Source organism: uncultured Methylibium sp. (assembly GCF_902826655.1).
GTDB lineage: Bacteria > Pseudomonadota > Gammaproteobacteria > Burkholderiales > Burkholderiaceae_C > Methylibium.
In genome coordinates this window covers 23,998-40,369 of the sequence record NZ_CADEFR010000004.1, presented here as the reverse complement: position 1 = coordinate 40,369, position 16,372 = coordinate 23,998, and the positions used below count along the sequence as shown (strand labels likewise).

Annotated in this window: 16 protein-coding genes and 1 pseudogene; 9 read left to right on the top strand and 8 right to left on the bottom strand. The window is 65.7% G+C overall.

Annotated elements, in window-relative coordinates; all coding sequences use genetic code 11:
* Nucleotides 1-126: 126 nt before the first annotated feature.
* From QZV97_RS03160 to QZV97_RS03150, 3 genes are all read right to left on the bottom strand, one after another.
* Entirely contained in the window at nucleotides 127-2,130 is a 2,004-nt protein-coding gene (locus tag QZV97_RS03160; RefSeq protein WP_295638326.1) for a DUF87 domain-containing protein, read from the bottom strand.
* Complete coding sequence (locus tag QZV97_RS03155) at nucleotides 2,120-3,436, bottom strand: SIR2 family protein (RefSeq protein ID WP_295638322.1); 1,317 nt, start codon at nucleotides 3,434-3,436, stop codon at nucleotides 2,120-2,122. Before QZV97_RS03155 ends, QZV97_RS03160 begins: the two co-directional genes overlap by 11 nt.
* A 306-nt stretch (nucleotides 3,437-3,742) precedes the next feature.
* Complete coding sequence (locus QZV97_RS03150; RefSeq protein WP_295638319.1) at nucleotides 3,743-4,375, bottom strand: DUF2026 family protein; 633 nt, start codon at nucleotides 4,373-4,375, stop codon at nucleotides 3,743-3,745.
* 541 nt (nucleotides 4,376-4,916) lie between these two features.
* Between QZV97_RS03150 and QZV97_RS03145 the strand changes: the two genes are divergently transcribed.
* Together QZV97_RS03145 and QZV97_RS03140 are read left to right on the top strand one after the other, a co-directional pair.
* Entirely contained in the window at nucleotides 4,917-7,370 is a 2,454-nt protein-coding gene (locus QZV97_RS03145) for a DNA repair protein (RefSeq protein WP_295638317.1), read from the top strand.
* Nucleotides 7,370-7,648, top strand: coding sequence for a hypothetical protein (locus QZV97_RS03140; RefSeq protein WP_295638315.1), 279 nt, complete (start codon nucleotides 7,370-7,372; stop codon nucleotides 7,646-7,648). The genes QZV97_RS03145 and QZV97_RS03140 overlap by 1 nt, the downstream gene beginning before the upstream one ends.
* A gap of 81 nt (nucleotides 7,649-7,729) precedes the next feature.
* On the opposite strand, the gene QZV97_RS03135 is transcribed toward QZV97_RS03140, so the two are convergent.
* From QZV97_RS03135 to QZV97_RS03115, 5 genes and pseudogenes are all read right to left on the bottom strand, one after another.
* Nucleotides 7,730-7,951: a hypothetical protein gene (locus QZV97_RS03135; protein WP_295638311.1), complete on the bottom strand. Its 222-nt coding sequence runs from the start codon at nucleotides 7,949-7,951 to the stop codon at nucleotides 7,730-7,732.
* Between the two features lie 72 nt (nucleotides 7,952-8,023).
* A complete protein-coding gene (locus tag QZV97_RS03130; protein ID WP_295638308.1) occupies nucleotides 8,024-8,239 on the bottom strand; it encodes a hypothetical protein in 216 nt (71 codons plus the stop codon).
* Between the two features lie 31 nt (nucleotides 8,240-8,270).
* Nucleotides 8,271-8,690 (bottom strand): annotated as a pseudogene (gene radC / locus QZV97_RS03125) (DNA repair protein RadC); the annotation flags it as partial.
* 272 nt (nucleotides 8,691-8,962) lie between these two features.
* Complete coding sequence (locus QZV97_RS03120; RefSeq protein WP_295638302.1) at nucleotides 8,963-9,181, bottom strand: hypothetical protein; 219 nt, start codon at nucleotides 9,179-9,181, stop codon at nucleotides 8,963-8,965.
* A gap of 12 nt (nucleotides 9,182-9,193) precedes the next feature.
* Entirely contained in the window at nucleotides 9,194-9,646 is a 453-nt protein-coding gene (locus QZV97_RS03115) for an antirestriction protein (RefSeq protein ID WP_295638299.1), read from the bottom strand.
* Nucleotides 9,647-10,286: 640 nt separating this feature from the next.
* Here QZV97_RS03115 and QZV97_RS03110 point away from each other — a divergent pair.
* The 7 genes from QZV97_RS03110 to QZV97_RS03080 all read left to right on the top strand — a co-directional run bounded on the left by QZV97_RS03110 (nucleotide 10,287) and on the right by QZV97_RS03080 (nucleotide 16,338).
* Nucleotides 10,287-12,083, top strand: a complete 1,797-nt coding sequence (locus QZV97_RS03110; protein ID WP_295638296.1) for a PRTRC system ParB family protein — start codon at nucleotides 10,287-10,289, stop codon at nucleotides 12,081-12,083.
* A gap of 64 nt (nucleotides 12,084-12,147) precedes the next feature.
* Nucleotides 12,148-12,633: a PRTRC system protein E gene (locus QZV97_RS03105; protein ID WP_295638293.1), complete on the top strand. Its 486-nt coding sequence runs from the start codon at nucleotides 12,148-12,150 to the stop codon at nucleotides 12,631-12,633.
* Between the two features lie 12 nt (nucleotides 12,634-12,645).
* Nucleotides 12,646-12,852 (top strand): PRTRC system protein C, encoded by a 207-nt coding sequence (locus QZV97_RS03100; RefSeq protein WP_295638290.1) that lies wholly within the window; start codon nucleotides 12,646-12,648, stop codon nucleotides 12,850-12,852.
* A 213-nt stretch (nucleotides 12,853-13,065) separates the two neighbouring features.
* Nucleotides 13,066-14,082 (top strand): PRTRC system protein F, encoded by a 1,017-nt coding sequence (locus tag QZV97_RS03095; RefSeq protein ID WP_295638286.1) that lies wholly within the window; start codon nucleotides 13,066-13,068, stop codon nucleotides 14,080-14,082.
* Complete coding sequence (locus QZV97_RS03090; protein ID WP_295638283.1) at nucleotides 14,079-14,813, top strand: PRTRC system protein B; 735 nt, start codon at nucleotides 14,079-14,081, stop codon at nucleotides 14,811-14,813. The genes QZV97_RS03095 and QZV97_RS03090 overlap by 4 nt, the downstream gene beginning before the upstream one ends.
* On the top strand, nucleotides 14,789-15,511 hold the full coding sequence (locus QZV97_RS03085; RefSeq protein ID WP_366558880.1) for a PRTRC system protein A: 723 nt from the start codon (nucleotides 14,789-14,791) through the stop codon (nucleotides 15,509-15,511). Before QZV97_RS03090 ends, QZV97_RS03085 begins: the two co-directional genes overlap by 25 nt.
* On the top strand, nucleotides 15,499-16,338 hold the full coding sequence (locus tag QZV97_RS03080; protein WP_295638277.1) for a PRTRC system ThiF family protein: 840 nt from the start codon (nucleotides 15,499-15,501) through the stop codon (nucleotides 16,336-16,338). The genes QZV97_RS03085 and QZV97_RS03080 overlap by 13 nt, the downstream gene beginning before the upstream one ends.
* The last annotated feature ends 34 nt before the right edge of the window (nucleotides 16,339-16,372 follow it).

Below are 16,372 nucleotides of genomic sequence, written 5' to 3'. Positions count from 1 at the left end.
GACGGCCTCCGCCCAGGCTGCCGTCGGAAGTGGGTAGAAGGTGGCTGGCTCTTGCCGACCCATGGGCGCCGCTCGCCTGATGCAGAAGCAGACGCTACGACACGGTTCCGCAACTCGAGACCAAGCTCAATGCGGCACCTGCAGTTCCGCCTCCTTGCCGGCCGGCCGGAACCACAACTCCCGAATCGCTGCGTCGTCGCTCTTCGGTTTCGGTTCCACATCCCGCACCTTAAACGTGGTCGGCAGATTGACCGCGTTGCCGAAAATCAGGGCGTGCTGCTTCGGCAATGACGGCAGGCGCTTCATCACACTGTCGGAAATGAATGGAGTCATCTGCCGGATGTGCTGAAGGTCGTCAGGGTTCTGGATGCGATGCACGACAAAATTCGAGCACTGCGACAGGACTGTCTTTGACAACTCGCTTGGCCGTTGAGACGCGACCATCAGGAACAGGCCGTACTTCCGACCCTCCTTGGCGATCCGCTGAAAGATCCGACTCGCGTCAATCGCATAGCCAGACGGACGCTCCGCGACGTACCGGTGGGCCTCCTCCAGGACAAGGTTGATGGGCGTCCTGTTCCTCGGCTCCGCTCGGCGCAGCCGGTCGAAGATCAACCTTGCGATGACAGCCGACGCTACCTCGACGACTTCATCCCCCGCTTCGTTCATGTCGAGCACGATCACTTGAGCGGACTTCTGGAACTTTCCATCCAGCCGGGAAAGACCAATGCATCGCTCGACAAACTGCGCCACGTCCCGCTCGTGCTCCTGAAGCTGTTCAGGCGGCACTCTGAGGAACGCAAATTCGTCGCGCTCCCGAATCCACTTGAATCGCGTGATCATCTGGGAGCAATAGTCCCTGATCTGCATATTGCCGTGCGCTTCCTCGTAGAGAAGCGCCAGGTCAAATGCCAGCTCGAGGTCCTCGAACCGAAAGCCCTTGTTCGAGTAGTTCGGCACCTTGACGTCTTCATTCAGCTGCGCCTCGAACATCTGCATCAACTGTGGCAACTGCGGCATCGTCCCGAAATTGAGTCCGAGCAAAGGCTTCGCGGCTTTAAGAGTCAGCGCTGCTGTCTGGAAAGATGACAGTAAGGCTGTCACTCGATCAGCCTTCGCTGCCGGGCTGTCAGCCGAATTCAGCACGTAGAGAAGACACTTTGCGAGGATGTGGTTCTTGAGCTTCTCGAGCGCTTCTTGGTTGCCCCCTTCGGCCGAGAACAGGGTCACCAGCCCGAGCGCCGATCGCAGGACCGGCTGTTGGGTGCGCTCGCTGGCTCGCAGCAGAAGTTCCCACTCCTCTACGGTCATGAACCAGTGTGGCAGTCGGAAGACAGCGGTCGTCTCTGCCTCGTCCGCTGGTGCAGCCGCTGGAGACGCTGGATCAGCCTCGAGTTTCAGATACCGCCGCTTCACGGACTGCGGCAGCTCGCTGAACGCCGACCGGTACTCACCGTTGACGTCCAGGAGCAGGAACGTGGCACCTCGCGCGAAGAACTCGTCGCGCTTCCCGAACAGCGACTGCAGCAGGGTTGCCACCGTGCACGACTTGCCGCTGCCCGTGTTGCCCAGAACAGCAGAGTGGCCCCCGAAGAACTCATCGACTCGGACTTTGACGGCGTAGTCCTGAAAAACCACCGACGTCCCGATCGACAGCGCGTTGTATCGGGTCGCCTCGCCGTTGCCCATCGGCGGCGGAACGATCTCGGTCGCGCTCTGCACTTCGAAGATCCTGTCGAGCTCCTCATCGAGCACGTACAGCGCATCGGCATACAGGGACGGGAATGTCGAAACGCCGAACCTGAACGCACCATCGCGCCGCTGGGGAAGCATGCCCACCGGAACCAGGTCCAGGTACTTGGCTGCGCCTGCCTTGTCTAGTTCTGTCGATTCCCCCTGCGCGCTGCGAGAGGAGGGGGCGTCCTTCTCCCGCAACCCGACGACCTCCGCGACCACGTACTCCGCTTGTGCGGGCATCACGACGAACGAGCCGAGTCGTGCGACGTAGTGAACATCGTCGAAACCGACCACAGTGAAGTTTGCAGTCCCGCCATGCAGCTCCACTACCAAGCGGTCGGCCGCCACCGACACCACCTTGCCGATCGCTCGGCGCCGGTCGTCAGTCGTCATGGCCGTTTCCCTCGTTCGGCCCTGCCTTCATGCCCTGCGCGATCAGCTCCTGCAGCACCTTCTTCACCGCTGTATCGACCTTGTCGCCCGGTGATTCAGGCATGAACTTCTCGACGAAAGTGTCGAAGTAGTGCGCCTTCGTCCCGTCCTTCGGGCCCGCTCCACCTATCAGCCAGATCCGGGGGTCGTGCAGTGAACGAAGCTTCTGCGCCACCCCGGGGGCGTTGGGCGGCAGGAACGCCACCAGTCGGAATGTCGGTACGGTGAGCGCCTGGAAGATCAGGTTGTTGACGTGCTCGTCACTGAAGCTGTATCCGACCACGAAAAGAACGCTCTGTTCTCGCACGATCCGTCCCTGGAACTCTCTGAAGAGATCCGAGTACGGCGACCCGAAGCTGGCGTTCTGCTTCATCGGGGTCGGGTAGATCATGACCCGACTGCCTTTAGTGGCCGCAGCAGTTGGAACCTCCCGGATCGGAAACAGGCTTCCGCCCTCCTCGATCCAGTTGATCGAGCCATGCAACTTGCACAGGTAGATGAAGCTGTCCACCGCCGCCCACTTGCGACTCGTCAGATCGAGCTGCTCGGCCAGCGCGTACCGGTAGGTCGTCGGATTGAACCGACGCTCGATGGTCCCCGAGAAGCCGTTGCAGTACGGCATACCGAGCCGGTCCAGCGCGGTTTCGCTGAGCAGATCGTAGTTCGTCGTGAAGACCCATGGCCGCGGAAGCGTCCGGTCCCTGTAAACTAACTTCCGGTAGAAAGCCTGGTACAGGCTCACGATCGCGGGATCACCCTTCGAGAAGGGTGCTTCCGAACACTTCTGGGTGACGAACGTAGTCACCTTGTCGATCAGCGAGTCGACCGCGTCCTTGCCCTTAGCCATCTCCTCGCTGGCGCTTCGCATGAGTACGAACTGGAAGCTGTACAGCACCTCCATGAGACGTTCGAGGTTTGACGCGAACTCCTCGGCATTGAGATCGAAGCCGAGATGCTTCGTCAGCGCCTCGCGTTCGGCTGCAGTGGCAAACCGCGCGTCATCGACGCCCGGAGCGGCTCCCAGGAACTCCTTGGCCAGCGGCGCCATCGTGGCGATGCCCCGCTGTGTGCCATCAACCATCAGCGAAGAGCATCCCGACCCGAACAGAAACGCTAGGTTCTTCGCATTCAGTGCGTCATGCAGGTTCTCGCGCACACGCAGCGCACCCTTCTCCCAGTCGAAGTCTTCACCGCCCTTCGGCGCGACAGCGTCTTCGCCACCTTTGAAGAACGAGAACCGAACTTTGGTCGCCTCTGCGTCTTGCATTTGCTCTCCTTGGGGTTCATGGACTCGGCACACATACCGATCAGGAAGTCGTGTCGATAGCGCGGTTCGGTAATCTGGAGGTGCGCCACTATCGAGGAGGTCGTTGCAAAGGGCGTCACGCCGCTGGCGTAACGCCTCCATTGCAGGCTCCGCCGAGCTTGTCCTTCATCACTACCCTGCCCAGATTGTCGCGAAGGTAAGTGTCGGCTTCGGGTGAGGGAAACCACCGTCTGCTGCTGCTGGCCGCATTGCGGGCGTGAGTTCCGTACATTGCCTACCTCCTCACACACCGCGATTCTGACTTGTCTACCAAACGCCATCGATCGATGGTGCTCGCGCAACCAGCTTCTTCGTTGGGCCATGGCTGTCCGCCAAGGCGATGTCCTTTAGTGGCTTGGGGGGCTTGCGAAACCAGGCCATGCACGCATTCAGCAGGTCTCCGAACTGAACTGACTGGCTGTCGAGGAGCGAGTTGGCAAGGGATCGATCGTGGTTGACGAAGAACTCGCCAGCGTGCCGAATCTCACCGAGGCTGGCCTTCCGCTCGGACAGACGCTTCTGCAGCATCAGACGTGGAACATGCCAGTCACGGCCATCCGCGCGCAGGGACATGCCCATGATTGGCGCCATGAAGTCGATAAGCCAGTCGCCACACTCCACCCAAGCGTGGAAGGCGTCCTTGTCGTTCACAAAGACGCCGCTCTCGTCCCGCCCATACACCACGACGTTTGCTTTCTGCTCGTCGACCATGATGGCCAAGCAGCCGGCACTGATGGTGGCGGGCAGTGCGTAGTGATCCCGGAGGATCATCGCCCCGACCGAGGCGAAGAAGATGCAAGCCCGGTGTGTAATCGCGATCTCTGAAGCCTCAAGGACGCTGTAGGCGACTTGGTAGATGCGCTGGTAGTCGGGCAGTGGTAGCAAAGGACGTTGAGCCATGGCCGATCGTAGTCGTAGATCGAAGGATGGTTAGTACTGCGAGAAGGCGCCCGTCGACTTGAGCCGTCTGCAGTCGACGGTTTCGCCGAAGGCCACTGGTGACGGAGGCAGTGCGCCACGATCGCAATTCGGTCAGCTCGGGATCGAAATGGGAGAGAACGGGGTGTACTCCCCCGTTGGTGACGCCTCTGCTCTGCCGCTCGAATTCCTGCTTTGCGCGTTGCCCCGTCAGCTTTCGCGAAGCAAGGCGAGCGTCGACTTCTGGGCCGGCTGGTGCCTCAGGAAGCTGCCCAGCCGATGGGTCGCTTCGCGCCACACTGATGACGTCGACCTGCTCCTCGAACGCCACTAACGGAGCCCAGCAGCGGGGAGCCGCAGCTCGCACTTGGTCGACCCGATCGGGTGGAAGGCGAGCCCGCCCGGACTTGATTCCTTGCATCGGGATCCGAGACTTGGCTGACGGAGCGACCCTCCGCCAATCAGAAGGGATCAAGGCATGACAGAGCAAACGACGACGGCTGTGGAGTCGAACCGGGCTCACATGGGCTACGTGCCCCTGCACATCACGCTGACCGGGTTCAAGGGCATCCGAAGCGGGCTGGGGCGCGACACGCTGACGCTCAACCTGGACGCCACTCTCGGCGACGCTGTTCTCGTGGCCATTGCCGGCGCCAACGGGCGCGGCAAGACAACGCTCATGGACAACTTGACGCCCCACTTGGTAATGCCCTCGAGGGCAAATGCCGACGGCCTGGGCGCGTTCTCCTACTACGACCACGTCTATCTGCCCGAGAGCCAGAAGGAACTGGTCTGGTCGCATCGCGGGCGCCGGTACAAGACGCATCTCGTGTTCAGGCTCAACGGCAAGCGCAAGACCGAGGCGTACCTTTTCGAGGCGAGCGGCGGAAACTGGAAGCCCGTGGTGCTGGCCGACGGCACCGCCGTCGATGGCAAGGTGGACACGTACGAACGCGCCGTGAGCGAAATCCTCGGACCGCCGGAGACCTTCTTCACGTCGGTCTTCTCCGCGCAGGGAAAACGACCGTTGTCGGCCTACAAGAACGGCGAAATCAAGACGCTACTGGCCGATCTACTCGGGTTGGACGAGGTGCGCGAGCAGGGAGCCCGAGCAGCCGAGGTGGTGCGGCTGCTGAAGGCAGGCCTCGGCGTGATCCGGCAAGAGCAGGGGCAGGCGGCCGAAACGCTCGCCAAGCTGGATCGCCAGATCCAGGCCTGCGCCGGGTCCGCCGGGAAGGTGCAGGCCGCCCAGGCCGCGAAGGAGCAGGCGGCGCGCCGGGTGGAGGACGCGAAGACCCACGCGGCCCGATTGGAGTCGGACGCCCAAGCATCGGCCGACACCGAGAAGCGTCGCGCCGACCTGTCTGCAGATCGTGCCCGGGCGGCACGTGAGCAGCGCGAGGCGGTGGCCCGGCTCGACGAGGAGGACAAGCGTGTAGCGGGTCGGCAAGCGGCCGTCGATCAACGTGCCGCCGCCCGTCGACAAGAGCATGCCGAGCGCCGCCGGCGGCTGGAGACACAAGGCAAGGCGCTGCGCGAGGTGGCGGCACGGGCAGGGCGGGTGGCGTGGGCCTGCCGCCGCGAAGGCGCGGCCGCGGCATGCGTGGAGGCGCGCACCGGCCGGTTGCGCGTGGCGCAGGCGGAAGTGGCGCAGGTCGATGCCTTGCGTGTGCAGATGCGACTGTGCCGGCAGGAGATGGAGGCCCTCGACCGGGAGGCCGGCCAGCTCGCGCTGCGGCAGGCCGACCTCGGACGACGCTTCGGGCTGACGGCGCAGGTTCCATGCGCGGGGACAGACTTGCAGGGCCGGTGCCAACTGCTCGGAGACGCGCGCGAGGCGCAAGCCTTGATCCCGTCCGTTGAAGGCCAGTTGAGCGCGCTCGGAGAACGCAAGCGCCAGGCGTTGGAAAACCTGTCGACGATCACGAACCAACTGGAGCGCCTCGCCGGCGCCTGCGAGCGCCGCAACCGATGGGAGCAACGACTGGAGGCCGCGCAAGCGCGGCAGAACGCGTTGGCCCTGTTGGCGGGCAAGGAGGGCGAAGTGCACCAGGCGGTGGAAACGCTGGCGTCGATCGAACGGGAACTGTCGGCGTTGCCCGCAGCGGTGGCCGGCCTGACTGAGGACGAGGCTGCGGAAAGCCGCGAGATCGCCATGGCGCGACAACGGCTCGCACAGGACGGGGAGCGCTGCGCCGCGGCGCAGCAGCAGACGTTCGACCGGATCGATGCGGCGCTGCGCGCCCTGCCGGCGCCGTTCAACCAGGCACGCTTGACGCAGGCCCGGCAGGCAGCCGACGACGCGACCCGGTCACTGCGCGAGGCCGAAGCGGAGGCCCTCGAAGCGGTGCGCCTGCACGAACAGCGGATCGGGCTGCAGCGCCAAGCCGACGCTGCGCGTGAACAGCAGGCGGCAACGGACGCGCGCGCAACCCGGGTCGAGCGCGAACTCGGCAATTGGGTATTGCTGGCCAAGTGCCTCAGCAACGACGGCGTGGTGGCGCTGGACATCGACGACGCCGGCCCCACCTTCTCGGCGCTGGCCAACGACCTGCTGCTGGCGTGCTACGGACCGCGCTTCACGCTCGAAGTCATCACCCAGACCGAAACCGCAAAGGGCGAGCTTCGGGAAGACTTCGACATCATCGTGCACGACGGCCTGCGCGGCGAGGCGAAAAGCCTCAAGCTGGTCAGCGGAGGCGAACGCACCTGGATTGACGCCTGCCTGACTCGCGCGATCGCGCTGTACCTGGCCGGCAACACGGGGCGTCAGTTCGGCACGCTGTTCTGCGACGAGGCAGACGGCCCGTTGGACCCCGAGCACAAGCGGATGTTCATGGACATGAAGCGCGAGGTACTGCGCCTGGGCAACTACGCGCGCGAGTTCTACGTCTCGCAAACGCCGGAACTGACCGCGATGGCCGACCGCATCATCGACCTGGACGCGCTGGCCTGCCAGGAAGCGGAGGTGGCGTGATGGACGCAACCGGACGAACCGTTCACGGGGTGCCGCGCCTGTGCTATGCCGTGCTGCCGGGGCTGCCCGCGGGGGGCAACATCGCGCTCTGCGTGCGTGGCGAAGAGGGTGTGCGCCTGACCCGGATGGACTTGGGAGAGACGCAGCGGGCGCGCGCGATCGTTCGTGCCTTCAACGCATCCTTGGGAATCGGGGCCGCGGTCGAACGGGCCATGTTGGCCGGATGCCTGTTCGGCTGGAAACGAGAGCAGCTCGCGGCCGCGCCGGTGCTGCACTGACAGCCGACCGGCGAGGAGGCCCGACGCCGCGAATCGCGGCTGGCGGAAGTCCCCGGGGACGAACCCCGGGGACAGCGCGACTCAGATGTTGCGGCACGATGCCATCGTCAGCAGCCGCTGGCGCGGCGCGGCCGCAAGGCATGCGCGGATCCACGCGCCGTGCGGGCGCGCGAGCGTCAGCAGGAAGCGGATTTCGTAGCACATGCGCCAATCGTGGTGGCATTGCGCTTCATGGCCGGCGGCGAGGCCGACCTGGGCACAACTTTCGCCGGCCGGCATCGAGCCGGGATCGATGTCCCCCATCGTCTACTCCTTTCGAGCCTCAAACGGGAGGTCGCCGTATGTCCCGGGACGAAACCCGGGACAGCGGGATGCTCAGCCGTTGCGGTAGTTCTCCTGAATCGCAGCGATGCGATCGCTGCAGCCTGCGGCTGCCATGCGTCCCGCCAAGTCGCTCATGCGCATGGAAATCTCGAGGCGCGTTTCGAGCTCCTCGCCGGCGGCGTCGAGCCACTCGACATACGTGTCTTCATAGGTCTCGATGAGGGCGTCACGCGTGCTCGCACGCGTTGCGTCCGTCTCGCTTTGCATTGCCTTCTCCGCGTAGAGAGGTTGGGAGACTTCAAACAAGCCCGCGTTCGGCCATGGAGGCGCACGCCGAGCCGGCCACCACGAAGTGGTCGACCAGGCGGACGTCGATCAGGCTCAGCGCAGCCTTGAGCGATTGCGTGAGATGAGTGTCGGCGCGGGACGGTTCTGCATTGCCGGAGGGATGCGAATGTGCGCACATCAAGGCTGCCGCGTTGTGATGCAGCGCGTGCCGCACCACCTCGCGCGGATAGACCGATGTGCTCGTGAGCGTCCCGAGGAACAACTCCTCCGTGGCGATCACGCGCATGTGGGCATCGAGAAAGATGACGATGAATGATTCGCGCTCGGCGCCGGCAAAGAGGATCTTGAGGAAGTCCTTCACCAACTCCGGGCTGCCGAGCAGGCAGCGCCCGGCCATCGACTGAGAAGCAATCCGCACCAGCAGTTCGTGCGCGGCGGCGAGAACATGACGCAGCCGCGTGGTGCGCGCGTCGGCCGCTGGCGGCAGGAGTTCGGCGGCGAGGTCGTCCGAGCAGCGCAGCGGCTCGGCCTCGGTCGCCGGTGGTTCCAGGATGATCGCCTCGAGTTGAGAACGATCCAGCAGGGCCAGATTCATGATGGGTCTCCGATCAGAGGTCACGGGGACGCCTCGCCCGAGGGGAATGGCGTCCCCTCTGGGGTGGAAAGGCCGCGCGGCGCCCAAAGGGTCGCGCGGGGTGTCTGCTACACGTGGTAGTGCTGTCGCACGTATCGGCGCCGCGTGCTGTACGGCGCGCCCTTGGTGATGTCGAGCGGCGCCAAGTGGATCAACTGGCGCAGCGCGGCGATGCGCAACAACGGCGGATACCGGTTCTCCCGAACGATCGGCACCAGCTCATTGATGGTGTAGCGGCGCAGGCCGATGACCAGGTTGGCGAGTCGATTCAGGCGATGGGTCAGCATGATCGCCTCCGCCTAATCGAGCGCGCGCCGGATCGCGATCTGGTCGGGGTGGTGGCTGATGTAGGCGAGCAGTTGCTCGTACTTCTCGCCGAGCTTGTCGTGGCCCCGCCAGATCAGCCCGTTCAGGGCGAACGCCGTGGCAATGACGCCGGTGGCATCGGCGCTGACGCGGTCCTCGAAGCCGTTGCCCTCGACGCAGAGGTCGAAGGTCTCCGCGCCGCTTGGAACCATGTAGGCACCGCCGTTGGACAGCTCGACGAAGTTCCAGTACCCGCCGACGTAGGTGGGGCACAGGCGCTGCATCCAGGCGAAGACGGCCGTCTCCACCTTGAGCATTGCCGTCACACCGAACTTGGACGGAAGGAACTCCATTCGACGCCCCTCGGGCACGATGCTGGCGACCACGGCGCCGCGGCTCTCGTTGGCCACGGAGGGCTGGACGGTGATCTCTTGTTCGTGGGACATGACGCTTTCCTTTCAAGCGCATGAGCACGAGCGACCCCCTGCTCGGGAGGTGGCCCGAACTCGGGGTTGATGACGCGCAGGCATTGGGCCTGCATCCATGGCCGCTCAAGGGCGGCGGCGACGGGCCTTATTAATAGGCTGCCTTGTTGACCGTCGGCGGGCGCCGACGGTGGGACTCAAAGGCCCGTCGAAGCGGGGAGGATGCGGGTGCGGGTCACGACCGCTAACGCCGCTGCGACTGCAGCGGATGCCTCCTCTTGCGAGGTCGGACCCTGAAGGGTCGCAGGTCAAGAGTCAGTATGGCACCGGGGCGCGGCTCTGTGCAATGGCGCCACGCAACCGTCGCATGCACATCGGTGCCACTGCCCTCACGTCCGAGGAATCGACGGCTGCCTTGAAGACGGCGCCCTCGCGCTGACGATCGCACGCAACCACCGCTGCGAGCGGCACCTTGGAAGGAACAGACGAACGGGATCGCATGCTGCGTCGCTCGACGGACGCGGTTCTCAACGCGCCAGGAGCGAGGGGCCGCGCAGTCAGTGCTGCTAGGCCTCTACGCGGGCTTTGCGGACTTGAGTTCCAAGAGGACCGCGAGACCATGAGTTCGCACCATCAGTCGGCGCGTGTCATAGGAGGCTAGATGCAAGATCAAGTGCAACCGACGCTCAAGGTCCGCCAGATCGTGTCGGGGCCGAACCACCGGACGTACTACGACCCCCGGAAGATGGCCGAACTCGAAGAAGGTCTGGTCGCGGCGGGGCGCGTCACGCAACCGATCCAGGTGCGGCCCCATCCGACGCAAGCAAGCGTCTGGGAAATCATCGCCGGCGAGCGCCGCTGGCGGGCTGCGGGAAAGCTGTTCGGGGACGACTACGACATGCCCGTCGTGATCTCGGATGCCAGCGACGCAGAGGTCCGGGCCCTGGGCATCATCGAGAACCACTATCGCGACAACCCGAGCGACGTGGAGCAGGCGCGCGGCGCGGCGGACCTGCTGCAGTTCAACCGCGGCGACAAGGAGCAGACGGCCAAGCAACTGGGCTGGGGCCTGGAGACGCTGGAGCGCCGGCTGCTGCTGCTTAATTGCGCGGCGGACGTTCAGGCCGCACTCGTCGAGCGTCGCATCAAGCTCGGCCACGCCGAATTGCTGGCCGGCCTGCCACAGGATCGGCAGGTCAAGGTGCTTGCCGGCGTGCTGGAGCACAAGGTGCCGGTCGAGGTACTCAAGAAGCAGCTCGGGCAGTTCGCCAAGCGGCTGGCGGACGCCATCTTCGACACCGCACTGTGTATCGGCTGCCCGCACAACTCTGCGCAGCAGGCGGCGCTGTTCGACGAGACGATCGGGGAGGGATTCTGTCAGCACCCCACACACTTCGACGAACTGACGATGGCAGCGCTCGAAGCCAAGGCCGTGCCGCTGCGCGAGCAGTACCCGGTCGTTCGCATCGTGCGCGCCGCCGATGCCTTTGTTCCACTGCCGGTCGGCCCGGACGGCGAACTCGGCGTCGGCACGGAACAGTACGCGGATTGCAAGGCCTGCGCGAACTTCGGCTGCAGCGTGTCGGCCGTTCCCGGATCGTATGGGAGCGTGGACGAGTCGCTTTGCTTCGACGCCCAGTGCCATTCGACCAAGGTGGCCGAGCGGCGACGCGCCGAGCGCGACGCGGCCAAGGCAGCCACAGCGGCGAGCGACGCGAGCGAGGCTCCACGCAGTGCTCCGGCGCAGCGCGACGCGCCTGCGCCTGCCGCGAAGGCCCAAGCCAAGCACACGAGCAATCAGACGCCCGCGCGAGTCGCGCAGTACCGCACCGAACGCTGGCGGACCTGGGTGGCCAACCGCCTCATGGCGGACCCATCGCGCAACCATCGGGTGCTCGCTGCGCTGATCGCGTCGAGCAGCATGCAAGCGTTCAACCCCCTGAAGTTCACCGAGGCGGCGTCCAAGCTGGCCACGGCGAAGTTCGGCACCAACGGCTTCAAGGGGGCGCTGGAGTTGGCGGACAACTTCGACCTGGCGAAGTTGCCGGCCATCGTGCAGGCAGTGACCGCTTCTGCCGCCTACGGCGTCAGCCAGTCCGACCTCGAAGTGCTGCTGAACTACCTCGAAGTGGACGAGGCGCGGCACTTCAAGCTGTGCGCCGAGTACCTGGAACTGCTGACGGTGAGCGAACTGGAAAGCCTTGCCGACGAGCTCAAGCTGCGCAAGGCGATGGGGGACTCGGCGTTCAAGAAGGCGCGGGCGGGGACCAAGGCGAAGTTCATCGACGCGCTGCTGAACGTCGAGGGCTTCGAGTACGCCGGAGCGGTGCCCAAGGCGCTGCGCTATCCGCGCCGCAAGTACCGCTTCTGCAGTGACGACAGCTCGACGGCGAATGGCGCGCCAACGCCGGCGGGAGCGCAGAGCGACAGCGCCGACGCCATCGAGGCCGCAGCCTAGACAACGCGGGGGAGCCTCATACGATGGATTTCAGAGGCACCCCTCACGACGGAGATACCCAACCATGTCCATGTTCAAGGAGCTATATGAACTGGCGCTCGGCGCGACGCTGACGCTCACCATCAGCGCCGACGAGAAGAAGGGCCGGATGACGGTGAACGTCATCCCCAAGCCGCGCGACGATGTCGGCGAGCCGGCGCTGTCCACGCCGCTGGTCCTGACCGCCACGCCCGAGGAGTTCGACGCGGACTTCGTCACGGTGCTCGCCGGCTATCGCACATCGCACGCCAGTCTGGTGCAGCAGGCCCAGGTGACACAGGAGCTTCTCGATGCGGCCAAGGCCGCATCGGCCAAGAAGGCGACGGGTGCCGTTGCGAAGGCGCAGACCAAGTCGGCTTCGCCCGCCGCCGCGGCAAGGCGCGCCACCGGCAGCGCGCCGGCGAGCGAGCCCGACGCCGCCGACGACGGTGCGGGTGACGGCGACGACGAGGCCGAGGCCTCGGCATCCACGCCGGCTGCGTCGAACACCGAACCTCAACTCTTCGGCTAAGGAGCACTCCGCATGTCCATCGAAGTTCAGACCATCGCGCGGCGCTACCTCTACAACGGCATGACGCTGCCCGACATCCCGGGCCACGAGCCCAAGGAAGTGCGCGACGTGTACAGCGCGCAGTTCCCCGAACTCCTGAGCGCCGACATCGAAGTCGGCGAGATCAGCGATGGCGTCCAGGAAATCACCTTCAAGCGCGCGGTCGGCGTCAAAGGCTGATCCCACGGCGGGCTTTCGTGCCGCGCTGGAGGCCTCGACACAACGCGATCCGCGAGGCCTTCAGCAGGCTCTGCAGAAGGCGCTCGCGTCCAAGCAGTCGCAGCAGTGCGCGAAGGCGCTGCTGCGTGCTGCAGACACCGCCGCCCGACGCTCCGTCGACGACCACCGGCAGGATCGCCTCACCGCACCATCGGACGCACTGCCACCGCTGCCATGAACTCGATGTTCCGGATTCCCGCGCTTTGCGACTCGATCCCTGCCGAACTGTTGCCGGCCACAGGGTACGACCACGCCGTGTCGCTCGCCCGCTGCTTGCTGGACGCCCGCGTGATACAGGGCGACGTCCATCCTCGGCGCGCGAGGGAGCCGTTGGTCACGAGCCAAACCTTCCTGCAGCAATGGGTGCGCGATCGGCTCCCGGGGCTGGAGTGCCTCGTTCCATGCTTCAGGCTGGTGCTCGAGGGCGCGTCGGATGCCTCCACCTCCATGCGGACCCGGCAAGCGGGCGAAGCGACGGTCGTCTGGTTCACCGAATGCAGCGCCTTCGCGATCGGGGAGGCGCTGGAACGCCTGGAGGGTGTCCATCCGCTGCTGGGCGCCACGATCCTGTCGGTGATCGACAAGACCAACATGAGCCTGATCCCGACGTTCACGCCGTGGGACACCCTGGGCACGGCTCAGGAGTACTACTGGTACGGCGAGCGCGACGAGTCGGTCGCCCTGGACGAACAGTGCGGCGACGACCCCGGCATGCGCGCGACCCTGCGGCAGGAGATGGTGACGCGCGAGAAGATCGACGCCGCCTTCCCCGAGTGGGCCACGCAGTGGCCCGGGACACGCAAACGCCTGACGCGACGGATGATGCAACGCATCGCCGCAGAAGCTCGCAGCGCGCGTGTCCGCCGAGTCGCCGCAGACGCACTCGCGCTGGACCGCCTCGATCTGGACGACGCCTTCCGGCCGAACGCGGACGGCTGGTTCATCGGCTATGGCGCGGTGCTCACGTGGCGTCCCGGGGACATCGGCGTGCGCGTCTTCGACGACTTCGCGAACGACGCCGTGCAGGGCGACTACTGCGACTGGATGGGAGAGTTCTCGTTCGACATCGGTGAGCCGCAGGCGTTGAGCAAGTGGATGCAGGCGATGGAGGTTCGCTTCGAGGGCATGCGCAGGCTCGACGCCTTGATCCACGAGCTGTCCACAGGAGACTGGCGTCGAGGGTTCCGATGAGCAACGAAGTGAAGTTCGAAGTGGTCGCCGGCCGAGAGACGCCGCTCGCGCTGAGCGCAGCGATCCTGCTTTACCGCGGCGGAAACGATGCCGCGTTCGCGACGATCCACGACATCGGCATGAAGGGAAAGACGCCGCTGATCCTGGAAGGCAAGGCGCTGACGCCGGGCGCCGCGATCCAGCTGGCGCTGGACCTCGCGAAGAATGCGAACCGCGGTGGCTTCATCCCGCAGTGCCTGCTGTACATGGACGGCGACACCATGGCGTGGTGGGTGCCGCCTGCCAAACGGCATGTGGCCTTCCGCTCGCCTGAACTGGGCGCCGCCGAGCGCGGCGAGGTCGTGCCTCATCCGGGCCTCGTCTTCAAGGTCGATGGCATGCGGCGCTGGCACGTGTGGGCGGTGCTCGGCGCGGACCGCCCCTCGGAGGGCACGCCGCTGTATCAGGCGCCGTACTTCAACGTCTACTCCGACGGCGGTATCTGCACCGGTAACGTCTCGCTGCCGGAGGGGACGACGGCCGAACGCATCGATGCCTGGAACCGGGCCTTCTTCGGTTCGTTCTTCACCCATCCCAACGTCCACGGCAAGCTCGTGACCTACCGGGGCGGTGCCTACGGGTTCTGGCGCGACATGCTCGACGGCCGTCACGCGGAATTCCCCGAGCGCGTGCTGGTGCCCACGAAGCGCACGCTCGCGGAGGTGCTGTGCCACCGGGAGTCCGCGCGGTGAGACCAGACCCGCGCGACGCCGCGCTGCAGGCCACCTGCCCGTGCGTGCCTGTGCCCCGTTTCGGGCGCCAGCCTCCGGGCGGGCAAGGCCAGCGTGTGCTGGTCGCACGCAACGGCGTGTTCATGGAGGTGACGCGGCCGTGGCTGCACTGCGTTCTCAAGCTCGCCGAGTTGCCCCAGGCGCCGCCGCTCCCATACGGGGACATGCGCGAGGGCATCGAGTTCTCCTTCGGCGTGATCCCGATCGCGATGCTGGACGAGTTCGTGGCGCATGGCCGCGCAAACCTGCCCAACGAGGTAGCAGGCGCCCTGATCTTCAGCAGCGTGTCGAACACGCTGCGCCTGCAGATGCATGAAGCGATCGACTCGGGGCCGGCCGGCGTGCGCTACCGCATGCCCGAACTTGCGGCCGACGAGTCGCTGGCCATCGACCTGCACACGCATGGAAGGCTGCCCGCGTTCTGGTCGAGCACCGACGACGCGGACGATCAAGGGGTCAAGGTGTGCGGGGTGTTCGGCAGTCTGCATCTGCGACGGCCGACCGCTGCGTTTCGGCTCGCAGCGAACGGATGCTTCAGGCCGCTTGCCCATCCGTGGCAGGTCGAAGCGTCCGAGCACGAAGCCCTTGATCTCGAAGGACGCTGTCCCACACTGGCCTCGATGGGTTTCGAGGAGATCGACAGTCGATGGAACACCTGATCCAGCCCGAGCTGCTGTCGCGCCGGGTGCGTGTGCACTTGGTCGGCGTCGGCGGCAACGGCGCGCAGATGGCCGCATGCCTGGCGCGGCTGGACATCGCGATGCGGGCGCTCGGCCATCCGGCCGGCCTTCATGTGACCGCGTTCGACGGCGACGATGTCAGCCCGGCCAACGTCGGCCGGCACCTCTACAGCCCTTCCGACGTGGGGCAGAACAAGGCGCTGCTCACGATCAACCGGCTGAATCTCTTCTACGGCCTGGACTGGGCCGCGCGTCCGTGGCGCTACGAGCAGACCTCTCACAACGAACCCGGGCCGGACATCCTCGTTTCCTGCGTGGACAGCCGGGCCGCACGCCGAGCTTTGCACCACGCGCTTTCGGGCCCGCGATGCGGCGCGAGCTACTGGCTGGACCTGGGCAATACCGAATCGACCGCGCAGGCCGTGCTCGGCGAGCCTGCGGGGCGAGTCCGCCGTGATGCCGTCCTGCGGCTGCCCTGCGTCACCGAACTCTTCCCCGAACTCCTGGACGATCGGGTGAAGGAGGACAACGCGCCGTCCTGCTCGGTGCGCATGTCGCTGGCCTCGCAGGGCCTCTTCGTCAACGACACCGTCGTGCGCTTCGCGGCCCAGCTGCTGTACGAGCTTTTCTCGTGCGGCAGGCTCTCGGCGCACGGTGTCGTGATCAACCTGGGCAGCAAGCGCACGGGACCCATCGACGTCAACCCCGAGGTGTGGCGCCGCTACGGCTTCGATCACGCCGCGCTCGTGAAGACCAAGAGGCGGCGCACGACGCGCAACGGCGAGCGTACGGCTGCGCCGGCGTGACGGCGGGGACGCCGCGCAAGACACGCTCAAGCCA